General features: G+C 74.2%; 17 protein-coding genes and 1 riboswitch. Of the genes, 16 read left to right on the forward strand and 1 reads right to left on the reverse strand.

Annotated elements, in window-relative coordinates:
* Nucleotides 1–148: 148 nt before the first annotated feature.
* The 14 genes from CP967_RS32155 to CP967_RS32225 all read left to right on the forward strand — a co-directional run bounded on the left by CP967_RS32155 (nucleotide 149) and on the right by CP967_RS32225 (nucleotide 15,174).
* On the forward strand, nucleotides 149–1,354 hold the full coding sequence (locus tag CP967_RS32155) for a S8 family peptidase (protein WP_150491334.1): 1,206 nt from the start codon (nucleotides 149–151) through the stop codon (nucleotides 1,352–1,354).
* A 512-nt stretch (nucleotides 1,355–1,866) separates the two neighbouring features.
* Nucleotides 1,867–2,880 carry a glycoside hydrolase family 11 protein gene (locus tag CP967_RS32160; RefSeq protein WP_150491335.1) on the forward strand — a complete coding sequence of 338 codons (1,014 nt, stop codon included), beginning with the start codon at nucleotides 1,867–1,869 and terminating at the stop codon, nucleotides 2,878–2,880.
* Nucleotides 2,881–2,949: 69 nt separating this feature from the next.
* Nucleotides 2,950–3,975, forward strand: coding sequence for a polysaccharide deacetylase family protein (locus tag CP967_RS32165; RefSeq protein ID WP_150491336.1), 1,026 nt, complete (start codon nucleotides 2,950–2,952; stop codon nucleotides 3,973–3,975).
* A gap of 64 nt (nucleotides 3,976–4,039) precedes the next feature.
* Nucleotides 4,040–4,357, forward strand: a complete 318-nt coding sequence (locus CP967_RS32170; protein WP_150491337.1) for a cupin domain-containing protein — start codon at nucleotides 4,040–4,042, stop codon at nucleotides 4,355–4,357.
* A gap of 203 nt (nucleotides 4,358–4,560) precedes the next feature.
* Nucleotides 4,561–5,187, forward strand: a complete 627-nt coding sequence (locus CP967_RS32175; RefSeq protein WP_150491338.1) for a GNAT family N-acetyltransferase — start codon at nucleotides 4,561–4,563, stop codon at nucleotides 5,185–5,187.
* A 71-nt stretch (nucleotides 5,188–5,258) separates the two neighbouring features.
* Nucleotides 5,259–6,149 (forward strand): substrate-binding domain-containing protein, encoded by an 891-nt coding sequence (locus tag CP967_RS32180; protein ID WP_150491339.1) that lies wholly within the window; start codon nucleotides 5,259–5,261, stop codon nucleotides 6,147–6,149.
* Between the two features lie 75 nt (nucleotides 6,150–6,224).
* Entirely contained in the window at nucleotides 6,225–6,908 is a 684-nt protein-coding gene (locus CP967_RS32185) for an ArsR/SmtB family transcription factor (RefSeq protein ID WP_150491340.1), read from the forward strand.
* Nucleotides 6,905–8,266, forward strand: a complete 1,362-nt coding sequence (locus CP967_RS32190; protein WP_229888617.1) for an MFS transporter — start codon at nucleotides 6,905–6,907, stop codon at nucleotides 8,264–8,266. The genes CP967_RS32185 and CP967_RS32190 overlap by 4 nt, the downstream gene beginning before the upstream one ends.
* A 130-nt stretch (nucleotides 8,267–8,396) precedes the next feature.
* Nucleotides 8,397–8,660, forward strand: coding sequence for a type B 50S ribosomal protein L31 (locus CP967_RS32195; protein WP_150491341.1), 264 nt, complete (start codon nucleotides 8,397–8,399; stop codon nucleotides 8,658–8,660).
* A 204-nt stretch (nucleotides 8,661–8,864) separates the two neighbouring features.
* Nucleotides 8,865–9,818, forward strand: coding sequence for a carbohydrate kinase family protein (locus CP967_RS32200; protein ID WP_150491342.1), 954 nt, complete (start codon nucleotides 8,865–8,867; stop codon nucleotides 9,816–9,818).
* A 37-nt stretch (nucleotides 9,819–9,855) separates the two neighbouring features.
* Nucleotides 9,856–11,715: an acyl-CoA dehydrogenase family protein gene (locus CP967_RS32205; RefSeq protein WP_150491343.1), complete on the forward strand. Its 1,860-nt coding sequence runs from the start codon at nucleotides 9,856–9,858 to the stop codon at nucleotides 11,713–11,715.
* A gap of 293 nt (nucleotides 11,716–12,008) precedes the next feature.
* A riboswitch (cobalamin riboswitch) is annotated at nucleotides 12,009–12,194 on the forward strand.
* A 57-nt stretch (nucleotides 12,195–12,251) separates the two neighbouring features.
* Complete coding sequence (locus CP967_RS32215; protein WP_150491345.1) at nucleotides 12,252–13,301, forward strand: ABC transporter substrate-binding protein; 1,050 nt, start codon at nucleotides 12,252–12,254, stop codon at nucleotides 13,299–13,301.
* On the forward strand, nucleotides 13,298–14,380 hold the full coding sequence (locus CP967_RS32220) for a FecCD family ABC transporter permease (RefSeq protein WP_150491346.1): 1,083 nt from the start codon (nucleotides 13,298–13,300) through the stop codon (nucleotides 14,378–14,380). Before CP967_RS32215 ends, CP967_RS32220 begins: the two co-directional genes overlap by 4 nt.
* Nucleotides 14,377–15,174, forward strand: coding sequence for an ABC transporter ATP-binding protein (locus CP967_RS32225; RefSeq protein WP_150491347.1), 798 nt, complete (start codon nucleotides 14,377–14,379; stop codon nucleotides 15,172–15,174). The genes CP967_RS32220 and CP967_RS32225 overlap by 4 nt, the downstream gene beginning before the upstream one ends.
* A 218-nt stretch (nucleotides 15,175–15,392) precedes the next feature.
* Here CP967_RS32225 and CP967_RS32230 read toward each other — a convergent pair whose 3' ends face one another.
* Nucleotides 15,393–16,352 carry a PRC and DUF2382 domain-containing protein gene (locus CP967_RS32230; RefSeq protein WP_150491348.1) on the reverse strand — a complete coding sequence of 320 codons (960 nt, stop codon included), beginning with the start codon at nucleotides 16,350–16,352 and terminating at the stop codon, nucleotides 15,393–15,395.
* Between the two features lie 468 nt (nucleotides 16,353–16,820).
* On the opposite strand from CP967_RS32230, the gene CP967_RS32235 reads away from it, so the two are divergent.
* Nucleotides 16,821–17,378, forward strand: coding sequence for an adenosylcobinamide amidohydrolase (locus CP967_RS32235; RefSeq protein WP_229888616.1), 558 nt, complete (start codon nucleotides 16,821–16,823; stop codon nucleotides 17,376–17,378).
* A gap of 187 nt (nucleotides 17,379–17,565) precedes the next feature.
* The gene (locus CP967_RS32240) at nucleotides 17,566–18,462 is read left to right on the forward strand and encodes an NAD(P)-dependent oxidoreductase (RefSeq protein WP_150491350.1); all 897 of its coding nucleotides are present in this window, start codon (nucleotides 17,566–17,568) and stop codon (nucleotides 18,460–18,462) included.
* The last annotated feature ends 66 nt before the right edge of the window (nucleotides 18,463–18,528 follow it).

An 18,528-nucleotide genomic window follows, 5' to 3' on the forward strand; every position in this document is an offset into this window, starting at 1 on the left:
GGACACGGCCGGGCCCCAGGGCTCCGGGCGCTGCGCCATCCGGATGACACGGCTCAAGCCGCGCCCCGGATGTGGACGAAACGTCAGGTGTCCGCACCTCACGGGCCTGTCCCGGTCCGTGGACGGTTCCCACTCCGAAGGAGAACGCATGCGCCTGCGCGCCCTCTGGGCTCCGGCCGCCCTGCTGCTGATCGCCCCGCTGGCCGGTACCGCCCCGGCCGCGGCCGGCACCGCCCCGGCCGTGTCCGACACCGGCGACACCCTCGTCCCGGTGCGGCACTCGTCCCGGGCCGTGCCCGGCCAGTACATCGTCACCCTCTCCGCGGACCGGAAGCCCGCCGCGGTCGCCGCGGACCTCGGCGTCACCCCGCTGTTCACCTACAGCGAGGTGCTCCACGGCTTCGCCGCCGAACTCACCCAGGACCAGCTGGACCGGGTGCGCGGCGTGACCGGCGTCCAGGCCGTGGAGGAGAACAGCGAGGCGTCCGTCAGCCCGCCCGCCGTGAACGCCCCGCCCACCACCCGTGCCGGTGCCGCGAGTTGGGGCCTCGACCGGATCGACCAGCGGAACCTGCCGCTGGACGGGGCCTACGGGTCCGCCGGGACGGGGCAGGGGGTGACCGCGTACATCGTGGACACCGGTATCCAGTCCGCCCACAGCGAGTTCGGAGGCCGGGTGGAGGCCGGGTACGACGCCGTCGGGGACGGCCGCGGCGGGCAGGACTGCAACGGACACGGCACACACGTCGCCGGTACCGTGGCGGGCGCGACCTACGGCGTCGCCCGCTCCGCCACGCTCGTCCCGGTGCGGGTACTCGACTGCGAGGGCTCCGGTACCTGGGCCGGCGTCATCGCCGGACTCGACTGGATCGCCCGCGACGCCGGCCGTCCGGCCGTGGTCAACGCCTCGCTCGGCGGCCCGGTGTCCTCGGCGGTCGACGACGCGTTCGACGCGCTGGAGGAACAGGGCGTCCTGTCCGTCGTCGCGGCGGGCAACGAGGACCAGGACGCCTGTGACGTCTCCCCGGCGCGTGCCACGGGTGCGGTGGCCGTCGGTGCCACGGACGACCAGGACCGGCAGACCTCCTTCAGCAACTGGGGCACCTGCGTCTCCCTCTACGCCCCCGGTGCCGCCGTCGTCTCCGCCCGGCTCGGCGGCGGATCGACCGCGCTCAGCGGGACGTCCATGGCCGCCCCGCACGTCGCCGGCGCCGCCGCCCTCCACCAGGAGGCCCACCCCGACGCGGGTCCGCAGCAGATCAGGGACTGGCTCACCGGCAGCGCGACCACGGACGTGCTGAGCGGGCTGGGCGCCGGCTCGCCGGACCGGCTGGTGTACACCGGAGGGCTCTGACCGCACACCCTTCAGACACGAGCGGGGTCCGCGCACGGCGGGCCCCGCTCCGTGCTGTGCCCGCGAACCGGAGCCGGCCGGAGCCCCGCCGGGATGTTCGCATGATTCGTAGATCTTTCGAAAGTTTCGGGATTCTGGGTCGGTTGCTCTTCCTGTCGATTCGAGGGTTCCGGGGCAATCGCTTCGAGCGGGCTTACTTATCCCGCTTCCACCTGGGGAAACGTATGAGCTGTTGCGTCGCGTTAGACCGAAGATTTCGTCAACGTGTCCGAAAGTATTGACAGTTGACGGGGGCAGGTCAACACTGTTCGCCGTTGACAGACCTCAACCACTGTCGATCCGGGACGCCACCGCGCCCCGGTTCCCAGGGCGTCGAGCGGACCGGTCGCGGCCGTGCCGCGCCCGGTGACGCGGACCTTCGCCGACACCGTCCCCAGGCCGTGGCCGGCCCCTGCCGGGAGCCGTCACGCGCCGACCGCTCGCCGTCACTCCTCAGAGGAGGAAGCCCGCACATGAACACACCCGTCCGTACGGCCGGCCGCAGAGGCGGCCGGCTCGTGTCGCTGGTCAGCGGGGCATGCGCCTTGCTGCTGGCCGGCCTGGCCGCGATGCTGCTGCCCGGAACGGCCAGCGCCGACACCGTCATCACCACGAACCAGACCGGCACCGACAACGGGTACTACTACTCGTTCTGGACCGACGGCGGCGGCCAGGTCTCCATGAACCTGGCGTCCGGCGGCAGTTACAGCACCTCGTGGAAGGACACCGGCAACTTCGTCGCAGGCAAGGGCTGGAGCACCGGCGGACGCAAGAGCGTCACCTACTCCGGCACCTTCAACCCCTCGGGCAACGCCTACCTGACCCTCTACGGATGGTCGACCAACCCGCTCGTCGAGTACTACATCGTGGACAACTGGGGCACCTACCGGCCCACGGGCACGTTCAAGGGCACCGTCAACAGCGACGGCGGCACCTACGACATCTACGAGACGACGCGGTACAACGCCCCCTCCATCGAGGGCACGAAGACCTTCAAGCAGTTCTGGAGCGTCCGGCAGTCCAAGCGGACCGGTGGCACCATCACCACCGGCAACCACTTCGACGCCTGGGCCTCGCACGGCATGAACCTCGGCACCATGAACTACATGATCCTCGCCACCGAGGGCTACCAGAGCAGCGGCAGCTCCAACATCACGGTGAGCGAGGGGGGTTCCGGCGGCGGTGGCACCGGCGGCGGCTCCGGCGGTGGCGGTGGTGGCGGTGGTTGTACCGCGACGCTGTCGGCGGGGCAGAAGTGGGGTGACCGCTACAACCTGAACGTGTCGGTGAGCGGGTCGAGCGACTGGACGGTGACGATGAACGTGCCGTCCGGGGAGAAGATCCTCTCCACCTGGAACATCGGCGCGAGTTATCCGAACGCGCAGACGCTGGTGGCCAAGCCCAACGGGAACGGCAACAACTGGGGCGCCACGATCCAGGCCAACGGCAACTGGACCTGGCCCACCGTCACCTGCACCGCGAGCTGACCCCCCGACGACCGCTGACCCCCGCCCGGCGCCGGCCGGCACCGGGCGGGACCAGGAGGACTCATCCGCATGCCCATCACACCCCGCACCAGCACCCCGGCCCCCGGCGCCGCGAACCGCCGCCGGGCGCGCACCGCGCTGGCGGGCCTCGCCGTCGCCGCGCTGGCCGTGACCAGCGGCACCGTCGCCACCGCCACCGCCACCGCCACCGCCGCCCCGTCCCGGGCCGCCGCCTGCAACGGATACGTCGGACTCACCTTCGACGACGGGCCGTCCGCGTCGACCCCGGCCCTGCTCAACGCCCTCAAGCAGAACGGCCTGCGGGCCACCATGTTCAACCAGGGGCAGTACGCCGCCTCCAGCCCCGCCCAGGTACGCGCCCAGGTGGACGCCGGCATGTGGGTCGGAAACCACAGCTACACCCACCCGCACCTGACCCAGCAGAGCCAGGCGCAGATCGACTCCGAGATCTCCCGTACCCAGCAGGCCATCGCGAACGCGGGCGGCGGTACCCCGAAGCTCTTCCGCCCGCCCTACGGCGAGACGAACGCCACCCTCCGCTCGGTCGAGGCCAAGTACGGACTGACGGAGGTCATCTGGGACGTCGACTCGCAGGACTGGAACAACGCGAGCACCGACGCCATCGTCCAGGCCGCCTCCCGTCTCACCGACGGGCAGGTCATCCTCATGCACGACTGGCCCGCCAACACCCTCGCCGCGATCCCGCGGATCGCGCAGACCCTCGCCGGCAAGGGCCTGTGCTCCGGCATGATCTCCCCGCAGACCGGCCGGGCCGTCGCCCCCGGCGGCGGCGGTTCCGGTGGTGGCGGTGGTTGTACCGCGACGCTGTCGGCGGGGCAGAAGTGGGGTGACCGCTACAACCTGAACGTGTCGGTGAGCGGGTCGAGCGACTGGACGGTGACGATGAACGTGCCGTCCGGGGAGAAGATCCTCTCCACCTGGAACATCGGCGCGAGTTATCCGAACGCGCAGACGCTGGTGGCCAAGCCCAACGGGAACGGCAACAACTGGGGCGCCACGATCCAGGCCAACGGCAACTGGACCTGGCCCACCGTCACCTGCACCACGGGCTGACCTCTCCGCGCACCCCCGGCCGCGCCTCGCCGTGTCCGGCCGGGGGCTGCGGCACAGTGGGCGCATGGATGATCTCAACGCCCTCGCCGAGGAGCACCTGGCCGCCGCCCGCGACAACGCGCACGGACGCAGCGCCCACCTGCTGCTGCGTCAGGAGCCCCTGCGGCAGACGGTGATCGCACTCACCTCCGGATCGGCCCTCGACGAGCACAACGCACCTCCGGCCGCGTCGCTGCAGGTCCTGCGCGGCGCGGTCAGGCTCACCGCCGGTTCCGGCGACGTGGAACTGACCGCTGGCACACTGCACCCCATCCCGCAGGAGCGGCACGGGCTGACCGCGCTGGAGGACGCCGTGGTGCTGCTGACAGCGGTCAACGACTGAGCGGCCGACGGCCGGGCGGCCGACGACTGAGCGGCCGACGGCCGGGCGCGCCACGCCCGCCGGGCCGGACGGGCCGCGTGCCCGGGCCCGGCGGACCGCGGCCGGGGACCCGGTGGACCGCACGCGGGCCCGGCCCGGGGACCGGTTCCCAAACAGTCCGCCCCTCCCTTGTGGGAGCGCTCCCACTCAGTCAGGATGGCTCGATGACCCATGCTGCGTACGTACGTTCCTACCGTCCGGCGGACCGGGAGGCGCTGGCGGACATCTGCGTCCGCACGGCCGACAACGGGGGCGACTCCCGCCACCTCTACCCGGACCCGGGGCTGATGCCCGCTCTGTTCGCGGAGCCCTACGCCCATCTCCACCCCGGCCTGGCCTTCGTCCTGGACGACGGGTCGGGGCGGGCGGTCGGCTATGTCCTGGGCACCGCGGACACCCGGCGTTTCGTGGAGGAGTTCCGCTCCCGCTGGCTCCCGCTGGTCACGGACCGCTTCCCCGAGCCGGAGGGGGAGCCCGTCGGGCGGACCGAGGAGATGACCGCACTGCTCTACCGGCCCGAACGGATGATCCTTCCCGAACTGGACGCCTACCCGGCCCACTTGCACATCGACCTGCTGCCGCCGTGGCAGCGCCGAGGCCACGGCCGCGCGCTGATGGACGCCTTCCTCGGTGCGCTGCGCGCGCGGGGGACGGAAGCCGTCCACCTCTCCATGCTGACCGCCAACACCCCGGCCCGGGCCTTCTACGACCGGATCGGATTCCATGAGATCGCCGTCCCCGACCCCGGGCCGCTCACCTTCCTGGGGCGCTCCACGCAGGGGTGTGCCTGAGGGGATCTGGGCAAGTAGTGGGTGCCGGTCCCGGGCGAGGCCCGGGAGGTTCGACACGGAGGGACGGATCGTTGACAGACCAGCAGAGCGCGTGGAGGTTCACGGACGACCGGGGGCAGTCGGCGGCCGCGGCGCGAAGGCCGTCGAGAGTGCTGGCGTACGTCCAGGCGGGCGCGACCCTGGAGGACTTCGGGATACGTCCGGAGGGGATATTCGGCTCCGGGCACGACGGCCCGGAGCCCGACCGGGCGAAGACCGGGGCGCTGCCCCTGGACGCGGTCGACTACCGCGGCGCGGGCGACGGCCTGGACGTGGAGACGCTGCTGCGCGGCGGGCCGGACCTGGTGGTGGCCGTCAGCTACGGACACGGCCAGATCTACGGGCTGGACCCGGACACCGCCAAGCGCCTGGAGGAACGCGTCCCGGTCGTGGTGATCGACGTGGGCCAGGCGCGCACACTGGACCGGGTCACCGACCGGTTCGCCGAGCTGGCGCGCTCGCTCGGGGGGACCCCGGACCCCGCTGCCGGCCGGACGCTGGAGGAGGCCAGGGCGCGGCTCACGAGGGCTCTCGCCGCCGCGGGGGAGGAGGGGCCCCGGGTGGTGGCCCTGTCACCGGCCGGCCAAGGGGAGGTGCACCTCGCCCGCCCCCACATGTGGCCCGAACTGCGGGTGCTGGCCGGGCTGGGCGTACGGCTCGTCGCCCCGGGGGAGGGACCCGGGATCAACTGGTCCACCGGCGGCTGGGACCGGGCGGCGGCGCTGCGGCCGGACATCGTACTCACGGACATCCGGTCCAACGCGGTCCCGCTCGACGGCATCGAGGACCCCGGCTGGGCGCCCGTGCGCGGGGGAGCGCACACCGTCGCGTGGAACCCGGAGCCGCTCTGCAGCCCCCAGGCCCACGCACGCTTCCTGCGGCTGGTCGCGGACGCGGTGGAGGAGGCGGCCCGTACGGACTGAGGGATTCCGGATTTCGCCAAATAAATTTTGCAAAAATGCTTTTGCAATAGTGGTGGCGGGCTCTAGCCTGCCGTCATGGACAACGACGACTCGCGCCGGATGCTCGACCCCGGGGGCGACCCGGCGGCACTGAAGGCGCTCACCCACCCGCTCCGCCTCAGGCTGCTCGGACTGCTGCGGCAGCACGGGCCGGCCACGGCGAGTGAACTGGCCGCCACGACGGGCGAGTCGTCGGCGTCGACCAGCTACCACCTGCGGGTACTGGCCAAGCACGCCTTCGTCCAGGAGGCGGAGCACCGCGACGGACGGGAGCGCCGCTGGAAAGCGGTGCATTCCGTCACGTCGTGGAGCAACGAGGCCGTCATGGCCCTGCCGGGCGGGGAGGAGACACTGGGCTTCTTCCGGCGCCGGCAGCTCGAACACCTGGGGAACTCGCTGGAGCGGCACCAGGCGGACATCGCGTCGGCCCGGCTGGGGCGGGAGTGGCACGAGACGTCGGGCATCGACGACCTGATGCCCAGGCTGACGCCGGAGTCGGTCGGGGAGCTGTGGGAGACGGTCCGGTCCAAGATCGCCGAACTGACGGACCGGGACCGGGACCGGCCCGGGACCGAACACGTGGTGCTGGTCGTGGCCGCACTGCCGCTGGCCGGCGGGGGACCCGCAGCCCCGGGACCGGACGAGCCGGACACCGGCACCCCGGAGCCCGGCCCCGTGCCCGCCCCGGCCCCCGGGCCCGCCGGGGAGGGGCGGCGGTGACCGGCGCCGCGCCGGAGGGCGCCGCCCACCGGAAACCGGACGTCCGGGGCCCCGCGTTCGAACGAGCCGCCCGCCGCCGCTACGCCACGGTGTCCTTCCTCTTCTGGCTGCCCATAGGACTGGCCGGCGCCTCCATGGTGCTGCTGTTCACCGAACGCGGCCTGGCCCTCGCCGCCGTCGCCGGAGCGTTCGCCGCGCACTCCCTCACCGCCGCCGCCCTCGAACTCCCCACCGGCGGGCTCTCCGACGTCATCGGCCGCCGTGCCGTCCTCGTCGCCGCGGGGGTGCTGGACCTGGCCGCCCTGCTCCTCATCGGCCTCGGCACGGCCGGCTGGGTACTCGCCTTTGGGATGGCGCTGATGGGCGCGGGCCGTGCCCTGTCCAGCGGCCCCGCCGAAGCCTGGTACGTCGACACCGTGAACGCCCACGCCGGGCCCGGGGCCGACATCCGTACCGGGCTGGCGCGCGGCAGCTCCGCCCAGTCGGCGGCACTCGCGCTGGGCATGCTGCTCGGCGGCGCCCTGCCCTGGCTCCTCGGTCCCGGCTCCGCCCCGGGCGCCGCGCTCCGCACGGCCACGTCCGGCACGGTCCTGCCGCTCTCCGTCCCCGCCCTGCTGGGCGCGGCGGTCGAGATCGCCTTCATCGGCTACGTACTGACCGCGCTGCGTGAGGCGCCCCGCCCCCGGACCACCCTGCGCGCCGTACTCACCGGCGTCCCGGCCGCCGTCGCCGACGGCGTGAAACTGGGCGGCCGGGACGCCGTGATCCGGCGTGTCCTGATGACCTCCGCGGCCGTGGGCACCGCGCTGGCGGCCCTCGAACTGCTCACCCCCGGGCGGGCCGCGGAGCTCACCGGGACCGCCGAGTCCGGTGCGGTGCTGTTCGCCGGGCTGGCCGCGACAGGATTCGTCTGTTCGGCTCTGGGCAGCCAGCTCGCCCCCTACGTCGCCAGGCGCGCCGGAAGCGGCGAGCGCGCCGTCCTGGTGAGCCTCGCCGCGGGGGTGACGGGCCTGCTGGCCCTGGGGGCCACCGTGACCTCGTCGAGCGCGTCCGCCCAGGCCGTGGCCGTCGCCGGGTACGCCCTCGTCTACCTCGCCCTCGGCGCCGCGGGCCCCAGTGAGAACGAACTGCTGCACCGCCGGGTCGAGGGGTCCGCCCGGGCGACCGCCCTGTCCGTCCAGTCGCTCTGCCTCCAGCTCGTCGCCGCGGCCGGCGGACTGGCCGTCGGCGCGCTGCCCGCGGGCCCGCTCCCGTGGCTCCTCGCCGCCGCGGTGCTGCTGGCCGGCGCCCTGCTGTGGACCCGGCGCCCCGCCCCCGCTCCCGTACCGGCCCCCGCGGCGGAGACCGGCGGCGGGTGACGGGCGGCCGGTGGAGGGCGGGGAGCGGCGGCCCGGGGCCGTGCTGCTCCGTACGGATGCCCCGGATCGCGCCGGAGGCGCCCGCCCGCGAGGCTGGGCCGGTCGATCCGAGTACCCCCAGGAGCAGACGATGCAGCAGGACAAGCACCCCGACTACCGGCCCGTGGTCTTCCGTGACCGTTCCGCCGGCTACGCCTTCCTGACCCGTTCCACCGCCTCCAGCGACCGGACCATCGACTGGGACGACGGCAACACCTACCCCGTCGTCGACGTCGAGATCTCCGCCGAGAGCCACCCGTTCTTCACCGGCAAGGCACGGGTCGTCGACACCGAGGGGCAGGTCGCGAAGTTCGAACGCCGCTACGGGGACGAAGGGCGGGAGGGCACCCCCTGATCCGTGCGCACGGCCCCGCCCGCCCGGTGCCCCCGCCTGCCCGGCGTCCGCGGCCGGGGTCCGGGGACACCGGGCAGGCGGGAGCCCACGGCCGGCGGGGGGCGGGCGCGGTGGTCTCCCGGGCACCGGGCAGAATCTGCGGCGGGGACCCGGCGGCCGACGTACCGGACCCCTGCCGCCGGCGCTTTTCCAGGAGAGACCCCCATGCCCGACCGCCCCGCCCTGCTGGTCATCGGCGAATGCGTCGCCGACGTCGTCCGGCAGCCCCCCGGGGCGGACCGGGTGCACCCCGGCGGCAGCCCCGCCAACGTCGCCCACGGCCTGGCCCGGCTGGGCCATGACACCACCCTGTTCACCCAGCTCGGCCCCGACGCCCACGGACGGCTGATCCGCGACCACCTGACCCGTGCCGGGGTCCGGGTCCGGACCGACGGGGCCACCGCCCCCACCCCGGCCGCCGCCGTCACCCTGGACGGCCACGGCCGCGCCGCCTACACCTTCGACATCGGCTGGTCCCTGTCCGGCACCGCCCCCGCCGGGCGGAGCCCGTACCGGCACGTGCACACCGGATCGGTCGCCGCCGTCATGGAACCCGGCGCGCGCACCGTCCTCGCCGCCGCCGAGGCCCTGCGGGACACCGCGACCGTCAGCTACGACCCCAACGTGCGGCCCGGGCTGATGGGGGACCGCACCGAGGCGGTCCGCCGCGTCGAACGCTGCGTGGCGCTCAGCGACGTGGTCAAGGCCAGCGACGAGGACCTGGAATGGCTCTACCCCGGCCGCCCGCCGGAGGAGTCCGCCGCGCGCTGGCTGGACTCGGGACCGGCCCTCGTCCTCGTCACCCGCGGCGCCGACGGGGCCCTGGCCCTCGCGCCCGGCACGGCCGCCCGCGCGAGCGCGCCGGCCGTGCGGGTCGCCGACACCGTGGGGGCCGGCGACGCGTTCATGTCCGGCACCCTGCACGCGCTCGCCGCGCACGGACTCCTCGGGAACGGCGGCCGGGCGCGCCTGCGCGCCCTCGGCCCGCACACCCTGGACGACGTACTGCGCCACGCGATCGCGTCCGCCGCCGTGACCGTGTCCCGGCCCGGGGCCCTGCCCCCCGGCACCGGCGAACTCGCCGAAGCGCTCGGCCGTACCCGGGGCCCTGCTCGCTGACGGTGTCCTAGGCCCCGTCCCGGTCGTTCAGCACTGTATGACCGTGACCCTTACCGAGACCGCTCCACCGTCCACCGCCGAACTGCTGACCGGGGTCCTACTCGGCAGCGGCTACCGTCGGGAACACGGGTTCTGGCAGCGGCTGATCAGCACAGAACCGTTCCGCCGCCCGGCCGGCGGAACCCCCGAGGAGCACCTGGCCCTCGCCTACGAGCGGCTGAGGGTGCTCAACCGCTCCCTCGACAGCGGGGCCCGCCTCGCCGCCGACACCCGCGCCCTGGCCGCCCTGCACGAATGGCTCGGCCCGGTGGACCCCGCCCTCGCCACCGTCGCCGGCATCCACTACAACCTCTTCCTCGGAAGCCTCCTGGACCACGACCCGGCAGGACGGCGGGACCTGTCGGACTACCTCACGATGCGGAGCATCGGCACCTTCCTCTGTACGGAGGTGGCCCACGGCAACGACGCGGCGGCGATGGAGACCACCGCCGCCTACGACCGCGAACGCGACGGCTTCGTCCTGAGCACCCCGAACGCCGGGGCGCAGAAGTTCATGCCGAACACCAGCCCGGCCGGCGGCCCCAAGTCCGGGCTCGTCGCCGCGCGTCTGACGGACGGCGGAACGGACCACGGCATCCGCCTGTTCCTGGTGGCCCTGACCGACGGCGTACGCCCCCTGCCGGGCGTCCGGGTGCGGCCGCTGCCGGCCAGGATGGGCAGCCCCGTCGACCACTGCCTGACCTGGTTCGACGATCTGTTCCTCGAACGGGACGCCCTGCTCGGGGCGTTCGAGGCGTACGGCGGCCGGAAGGAGTCCGGCGCCCTGCGGGCCGAACGCCGCCGCCACTTCCTGGCCTCCATCGGCCGGGTGACCCCCGGCAGGATTTCGATGAGCGCCTGCGCCGCCGGGTCGGCCCGGGCCAGCCTCGCCGTCGCCGTCCGCTACGGCGGCCACCGCACGGTGTCGGCGGCCCGGGGCACCCGGCAGGTGCCGGTCAACGCCTTCCGGACGCACCACGGTCCGCTCGCCTCGGCCATGGCCACGGTCTTCGCGATGAGCCTGCTGCACCGCCGGGTCCTCGACCGCTGGGAGGTCTGCACCGAGAAGGAGCGGGTGGAGGCGGAGCGCCTGGTCTCGGTCGCCAAGGCGTGGATCACCTGGCAGGCCAGGGGAGTGATCGTCCAGTGCCGCGAACGCTGCGGCGCACAGGCCCTCCTGGAGAACAACGGCATGAGCGACCGGGTCACCGGCATCGAGGGCGCCATCACCGCCGAGGGCGACAACATCGCCCTGTACGCCAAGGCGGCCGGAGAACTCCTCCTCACCCCCTCACCCGTGCGCGAGAGCGCCCGCCGCGTCCCGGGCACCGGGGACCTGGCCGACCCCCGCTTCCTGGGCGAACTCGTCGCCGCGCTGGAGGACATCTGGTTCACCCGGGCCAGGGAACGCGCGCTGCGCCACCCCGACGACGACAAGCTCGGCCGCTGGAACGCCGCCGCCGGCCCCGCCGTGCGCGGGGTGGAGGCCTACGCCTACCGGCAGGCGGCCGAGGCCTACGCACAGGCCCGCGCCCTGCTGCCGGAAGGCGCCGCCCGGGAGCGGCTGACCGAACTGGAACGGCTGTTCACCGTCGAATGGGTGGCCCGTAACAGCGGCGACCTGCTGGCCGCGGGGCTGCTGGACGCCGGACAGGTCGCGGCGCTCCCGGAGATCACCGAGGAGCTGATCGCGGCCGTCGCCGCGCACGCCCCCGAACTCGCCGAGTCCTTCGCCCTGCCCGCGGAACTGCTCGCCGACTGGCCGATCGCGGGCCCGGACCACGCCGACGCCTACGACGACCCGGACGGGTCCTGGCACCGCGGACCGGCCGCCCCCGCCGGGGAGGGAGCGGCATGAGCGCCGTAGGCCGGCGGCCCTGTGGACCGTGCCCCGGGCAGGGCGGGCTGCGTGAGGCCCTGGAGGCCGTCGGGCTGCGCGCCGTGCTGCTGGCCTACTGGGGCACGACGTCCGTGCTGGCCCGCCGGCAACCGCCCCGCCCGAAGCCCGGCGAATCGGTTCACCAGAGCTGGGGCACGGAATGCCCGACGGGAGGACACCCACGCTGACGGAACAGCACGGCACGGCCCGCGCCCGCGGGGCCCCGGTACCGGACACCTCCGTACGGGCCCCGCAGGCCCCCGGCCGCTGCGTGATAGCTTGCACGGGCCAGTCACACTCCACCTGGAGTCAGGGAATCCGGTGCGAATCCGGAGCTGACGCGCAGCGGTGAGGGGGACGGGCGGGGCCACGGCCACTGGGACACCGCATCTGTCCTGGGAAGGCGCCCCGTCCGGACGATCCCGAGTCCGAAGACCTGCTGGCCACCGCCCCCGCCCGGGGGCGGTACCCGTACCGGGCTTCGCGCAAAGAGCCCCGAGACGCAGAGGGACCCCGTGCCGTCCATACCCATCGCCGTACGCCGAACCGCCCTGCTCCCCGCGGGAATCCTCCTGCTGGCCGCCTGCACCGGCCAGGGCGCGGGCATCTCACCCGGCGCCGCACCGGACGACGGCGCCGTCGGCCACCCCGTGACGCTGAAGAACTGCGGACGCACCGTGACCGTGGAGGCCGTACCGTCCCGGGCGGTCTCCCTCAACCAGGGATCCACCGAGATCCTGCTCTCCCTCGGCCTCGCCGACCGGCTCGCCGGCACCGCCACCTGGACCGACCCGGTGATGAAGGGGCTGGAGAAGGCCAACGCCACCGTGGAGCGCATCGCCGACAACCAGCCCTCCTCCGAGAAGGTCCTCGGCCTGGAACCCGACTTCGTCAGCGCCTCGTTCGAATCCACCCTCGGCAAGGGCGGCGTCGCCTCCCGTGAACAGTTCGCGCAACTCGGCGTACCGACCTACCTCTCCCCGGCCGACTGCGGCGCGAAGGACAACAGCGGCAGCGGCGACGGCGTGCGCGCGAAGCCCGTGACCATGGACGACGTCTACGGTGAAGTACGCGACCTGGCCGAGGTGTTCGGCGTTCCCGAGCGGGGCGAGGAACTGGTCGCCGAACTCGACGGCCGCGTCGAGGCCGCGACCCGGGGCATCGACGCCTCCGGCACCACGCTGCTCTACTGGTTCGCCAACTCCGAAGCGCCCTACCTCGCCGGCTGCTGCGGGGCGCCCGGCGCCATCACCGGGGAACTCGGCGCGAAGAACGTCTTCGACGACACCCACGAGGAGTGGCCCCAGGTCAACTGGGAGACGGTCGCCGACCGCAACCCCGACGTCCTGGTCATCGGCGACCTGACCCGTGAGTCGCAGACCGCCGAGAGCGCCGCCAGGAAGATCGGGTTCCTGGAGTCCAACCCCGCCACCAGGAACATGGACGCGGTCAGGAACAAGCGCTACGTACTGCTCAGCGGCCAGGCCATGAACCCGTCGATCCGTACCGTCGAGGGCATCGAACTCGTCGCCGCCGGGCTGCGCTCCTTCGGACTCTCCGGGTGACCCTCACCGGAAGGAGGCCCGCCGTCCGCCCCCGGCCGTCGCCCGCGACGGGCCCCCGGAGCGCGCGGGCACTGCGCGACGGGCTGCTGTGGACCGCCGGGACGGCCCTGCTGCTCCTGTCCGTCGCCGTCGCCGTCACCATCGGCCCCGCGCGGATCTCCGTCCCGGACGTGTGGTCCGCCGTCGCCGCGCACCTGGGCCTCGGCGACACCCGGCTGACCCCGATCCGGGACGGCATCATCTGGAACCTGCGCATGCCCCGCACCCTGCTCGCCGCGGTCTGCGGGGCCGGGCTCGCGGTGTGCGGCACCGTCATGCAGTCACTGCTCCGCAACCCGCTCGCCGACCCCTTCGTCCTCGGCGTCTCCTCCGGGGCGTCCACCGGAGCCGTCGCCGTGGTCGTCCTGGGGGCGGGCGGGGGAGCGGTTTCGGTCCCGGCGGGCGCGTTCGCCGGCGCCCTCTGCTCCTTCGCGCTGGTCATGCTGCTCAGCCACACACTCGGCGGCACCACCGACCGGGTCGTCCTGGCCGGGGTCGCGGCCATGCAGCTCTTCTCCGCGCTCACCTCGTTCGTCGTCATGACCGCCGCCGACGCCGAGCAGACCCGCGGCGTGCTGTTCTGGCTGCTCGGCTCGCTGAGCGGGGCCGGCTGGACCGACGTCCGGGTCTGCGCCGCCGTACTGGCCGTCACCCTGCTGATCTGCCTCGGCCACGCCCGTACGCTCGACGCCTTCGCGTTCGGCCAGGACGCCGCCGCCGCACTCGGCGTGCGGGTGACCCGCACCCGGACGGTGCTGCTGTGCACCACGGCGCTGCTGACCGCGGCCCTGGTCAGCTCCGCGGGCGCCATCGGCTTCGTCGGCCTCGTCCTGCCGCACGCCGCCCGCGCGCTGGCCGGTTCCGGGCACCGGAGGCTGCTGCCCGTCACCGCCCTCGCCGGGGCGGTGTTCCTGGTCTGGGCCGACACCCTCGCCCGGACCGTGCTCGAACCCCAGGAGGTGCCCGTCGGCGTGGTCACCGCCCTCGTCGGGGTGCCCGCCTTCGTCCTCGTCCTGTACCGCACCCGGAGGACCGCATGACCGTCACCGCGGGCGGGGGGCTGCGCGCCGCACGGGTGGGGAGGGAGGCCGGCGGACGGCTCGTCCTGGACGGTGTGGACCTCGCCCCACCGCCCGGCGGCACCATGGGGCTCCTCGGCCCCAACGGCTCCGGCAAGTCCACCCTGCTGCGGATCATGGCCGGTGTCCTCACACCGCACACCGGCCGGGTCACCCTCGACGGCCGCCCCCTCACCGCAACCGGCCGCCGCACGGTCGCCCGCCGGGTGGCCGTGGTCGGCCAGCACGCCGACACCCAGGCCGAACTGAGTGTGCTGGACGTCGTACGCCTCGGACGCATCCCGCACCGCCGTGCCTGGTCGGCCCCCGGCCCCGAGGACGAAGCGGCCGTCCAGGAGGCGCTGGAAGCCACCGGACTGACCGGGCGCACCGGGCAGTCCTGGCACACCCTCTCCGGAGGGGAACGCCAGCGGGTCCAGATCGCCCGCGCCCTCGCCCAGCGGCCCCGGGAACTCCTGCTCGACGAACCGACGAACCATCTGGACATCCAGCACCAGCTGGAACTCCTGTCCCTGGTATCGGCGTTGCCCGTCACCTCGGTGATCGCCCTGCACGACCTCAACCTGGCCGCGATGTTCTGCGACCGGGTCACCGTGCTGGCCCGGGGGCGGGTCGTCGCGGCGGGCGCCCCCGCGCAGGTCATCACCGAGGAGCTGATCGCGGACGTCTACCGGGTACGCGCGGTGGTCACGCCCGACGGGCCGGACGGCCGCCCCTCGGTCCGCTTCCTGCCCCCGGGCGCCGCGCCCTCCTGACCGCCGCGGACCCGGGCCGCCGCACACGCGCGGACCGCACGGGCACGCGCACGCGGGGCGGAGAGGGAAGGGGCGACAGGCGAAGGGGCGGGCGCCCGGTACTCCGGGGTCCGCCCCTCGCGTGGGGTCGCGCGGCCCGTCACCGCCGGGGGAGGGGGCAGAAGCCGCTGTTCAGGCCCGGCCGGGCCGACGGCTTCCCGGCGATGACCGGCGGCTTCTCAACGACGGCGTCCCTTGCCGAACTCGCCGCCCGCGTCCTTGCCGCCGCCCGTCTCCTTGCCGTCCATGTAGTCGATCTTCTCCTTGCGGAGCTCGGCGGAGACCTCCTTCTGCTCGGTGACCCTGTTCGTCTCCAGACGGACCCGCTCCACCGGGACCGACTCCTTGCGTACGGTGGCGCGTTCGGCGTGCAGGGTCACCTCGACGTCCTGCTCGCCCAGCTTGCCGTCGGCCGTCCTCTCGCCCGGCTTCAGAGGCTCCCGCACCACGCGCACCTCTTCGTGGGACACGGGCACCGTCCGGGTGACGTTCTCCGTCACCACGTACTTGTGCAGCCGCGCCTTTCCGCTCTCGTACTCCTCCGTCCCGACGGAGAGCTGCTCCTCCGAACGGGTCAGCTCGTCCCGCATGCCGGTGCCGCCCGCCGACCGTTCCGCCCCGGCGCCGGCGAGCGGCCGCGAGGCATCCGCGTCCCGGTGCCTGCCGGTGCCCGCGGCGCCCATGGCACCGGTGGTGCCGGTGGTGTCCGCCGTGGCCCGGCCGGTCTGCCCGGTACGGGTGCCCGCGGCGCCCGCGGTCCCGGCCGCCGCTCCGGTGCCGGCGGCACCCATGGCGGTACCGGCACGGCCGGTGGTCTTCCGGGTCATGCCGTAGTGCCGGTAGAGCTCCTCCTCCTCGGCCACCGAGAGATGCGCGTCGGCGTCGACCCGCGGGGCCTCCTTGACGAGCTCCTTCGGGTGCGAGACGTGCAGGTCCGAGCCCACCCGCCGGGCACCGGCGAGCGGTACGAAACTCTCCTTCATGCCGAACATGCCGGTCTTGACCGTGATCCAGTCCGGCTTGCCGGTGTCGTCGTCGACGTACACCCGCCCCACCGTGCCGACCTTCTCACCGTCGCTGTCGTAGACGGTCAGACCGTCGAGTTCTCCGGAATCCGTGAAACCGTCAGCGGCTCCCATGGCCGATCCCTCCTCGCCCGGGCGCGTCCTGTGGCTGGCTCCATCAGGGAAGGCGCGTCCGGATTCCATCGCGCCTCACCCGGTTGGACGCTGCAACTTCCCGGCCCTGGCGGCGTACGGCCCCGGCCACCCCGGAAGGGCGCCCGGCCGTGTGCCACGCCGGATACGGCCGTCCTGCCGTATTACGCCATTCGGGTGAGCGACCCGTGGGGGCGCACCGGACGCGCGGGGCGGCGGGCGCGGCGCGGACGAGGTGGGAGGCGCGGCGGGGGAAGGGGTGCGTGATGCGGAAAGGGGCGCGCGTATGATCGACGCGCCGCTGCCGACCGACGGCCGGCCCGCCGACGGGGGTGCACCATCGATTCCGTACGGACCCGCCTGCCCGGACAGCGCGGGGAACTGCTCGCCCGGCAGGAGGACGGCCGGGACCTCCACCACCTGGTCTGGCGGCTGGGACCCGGCTGGCGGGTGTGCAGCAGCGCCGTCCTCGGGGGCGGGATCGGGCCGCGCGCCTGGATCCTCAACGCGCAGGTCCCCGGCGGCTACCCCCGGCTGGACCCCGACCGGCACCTCGCGGAGATCGCGGCGGCCGAAGGGCTCACGGGGCCGGGCGCCGGCCTGATGACCGCCGCCGACGTCACCGCCCGCACCACCGGGCACGACGGCCCGGTGACCGCCACCGTCACCAGTGGTCTCGGCGTACGCGGCTGGGCCGCCGCCCCCGGCCCCGGCACCGGGGGGCCGCCGGTGCCCGGCACCGTCAACATCGTCGTCACGCTTCCCGTCGCGCTCTCCGACGCCGCCCTCGTCAACGCGGTGGCCACCGCCACCGAAGCGAAGGTCCAGGCACTCCTGGACGCCGGACTCGACTGCTCGGGCACACCCACGGACGCGGTGTGCGTGGCCACACCCGAGCCCGGGGCCGGGTCCGGTGAGCCCTTCGCCGGGCCGCGCTCGCCCTGGGGATCGCGACTCGCCAGGGCCGTCCACCACGCCGTCCTCGCCGGAGCACTACGGCAGTCTTGAGGCAACGGGACCGGGCGCGGCGTTCCCGGACGCCCCGTCCTGCCCGCCCTCGGCCGCGCCACGGCACCCCGCCGCACCGCAGGACACACCCGGGCGCGGGGACACGGCCCCGTCCACCGGGAGCGCCGCCCGGACCGGGGGCGCCCCGCCGCGCACCGCGCGGCACACCGACGAAGGGAACGCAGCCATGACCACCGCATCCTCCGCGGACGCCGTCCCCGGCAAGCCGTCCGTCGCCGTCCTCGGCACCGGCATCATGGGATCCGGAATGGCCCGCAGCCTGCTCAGGGCCCGACTGCCCGTACGGGCCTGGAACCGGACCCGCGCCAAGGCCGAACCCCTGGCCACGGCCGGCGCCACCGTGACGGACACCGCGGCGGAAGCCGTACGCGGGGCCGACGTGATCCTCACCGTGCTGAACGACGGACCGGCCGTCGCCGAGACCCTCACCGCGGCGGCCGACGGCCTGCGTCCCGGACAGGTCTGGCTGCAGAGTTCCACCGTCGGACTCGACGCCACCACCGAACTCGCCCACCGGGCCGCCGGGCTGGGACTCGTCTACCTCGACGCCCCGGTCTCCGGCACCAGGCAGCCCGCCGAACAGGGCACCCTCACGGTGTTCGTCTCCGGGCCCTCCGGCGCCCGCCCCACGGTCCGGCCCGTCCTGGAGGCGATCGGCGGACGCACCGTCTGGGCCGGGGAGGACCCCGGGGCCGCCACCCGGCTCAAGCTGGTCACCAACGCCTGGGTGATCAACCTGGTCAACGGCGTCGCCGAATGCCTGAACCTCGCCGAAGGGCTGGGGACCGACCCGCGGCTCTTCCTCGACGCGGTGAAGGGCGGCCCGCTCGACACCCCCTACCTCCAGCAGAAGGCCGCCGCCGTGCTCGACGGCGACCTCACCCCCAGCTTCGCCCTCTCCACCGCTCTCAAGGACTCCCGGCTGATCCTCGACGCCGCCGGAGCCTCCGGGGTGACGCTGGACCTGATCGCCGCCTCCGCCGAGCGGTTCACCCGCGCGCAGGCGGCCGGACACGGCGACCAGGACATGATCGCGACCTACTACGCGGGACGTACCGGCTGAGCGGTGCGCACGACGGCGGCGCCCCGGCCGGCCCCGGGGCTCGCGGGGGCCGGGCGCCGGAACAGC

The organism is Streptomyces nitrosporeus (assembly GCF_008704555.1).
Taxonomy (GTDB): Bacteria; Actinomycetota; Actinomycetes; order Streptomycetales; family Streptomycetaceae; genus Streptomyces; species Streptomyces nitrosporeus.

Coding starts and splice junctions, on each gene's coding strand:
- CP967_RS32165 (WP_150491336.1), top strand. CDS start 2,950: ATGCCCATCACACCCCGCACCAGCACCCCGGCCCCCGGCGCCGCGAAC.
- CP967_RS32230 (WP_150491348.1), bottom strand. CDS start 16,352: ATGGGAGCCGCTGACGGTTTCACGGATTCCGGAGAACTCGACGGTCTG.
- CP967_RS32200 (WP_150491342.1), top strand. CDS start 8,865: ATGCCCGACCGCCCCGCCCTGCTGGTCATCGGCGAATGCGTCGCCGAC.
- CP967_RS32160 (WP_150491335.1), top strand. CDS start 1,867: ATGAACACACCCGTCCGTACGGCCGGCCGCAGAGGCGGCCGGCTCGTG.
- CP967_RS32175 (WP_150491338.1), top strand. CDS start 4,561: ATGACCCATGCTGCGTACGTACGTTCCTACCGTCCGGCGGACCGGGAG.
- CP967_RS32155 (WP_150491334.1), top strand. CDS start 149: ATGCGCCTGCGCGCCCTCTGGGCTCCGGCCGCCCTGCTGCTGATCGCC.
- CP967_RS32185 (WP_150491340.1), top strand. CDS start 6,225: ATGGACAACGACGACTCGCGCCGGATGCTCGACCCCGGGGGCGACCCG.
- CP967_RS32195 (WP_150491341.1), top strand. CDS start 8,397: ATGCAGCAGGACAAGCACCCCGACTACCGGCCCGTGGTCTTCCGTGAC.
- CP967_RS32225 (WP_150491347.1), top strand. CDS start 14,377: ATGACCGTCACCGCGGGCGGGGGGCTGCGCGCCGCACGGGTGGGGAGG.
- CP967_RS32170 (WP_150491337.1), top strand. CDS start 4,040: ATGGATGATCTCAACGCCCTCGCCGAGGAGCACCTGGCCGCCGCCCGC.
- CP967_RS32205 (WP_150491343.1), top strand. CDS start 9,856: ATGACCGTGACCCTTACCGAGACCGCTCCACCGTCCACCGCCGAACTG.
- CP967_RS32240 (WP_150491350.1), top strand. CDS start 17,566: ATGACCACCGCATCCTCCGCGGACGCCGTCCCCGGCAAGCCGTCCGTC.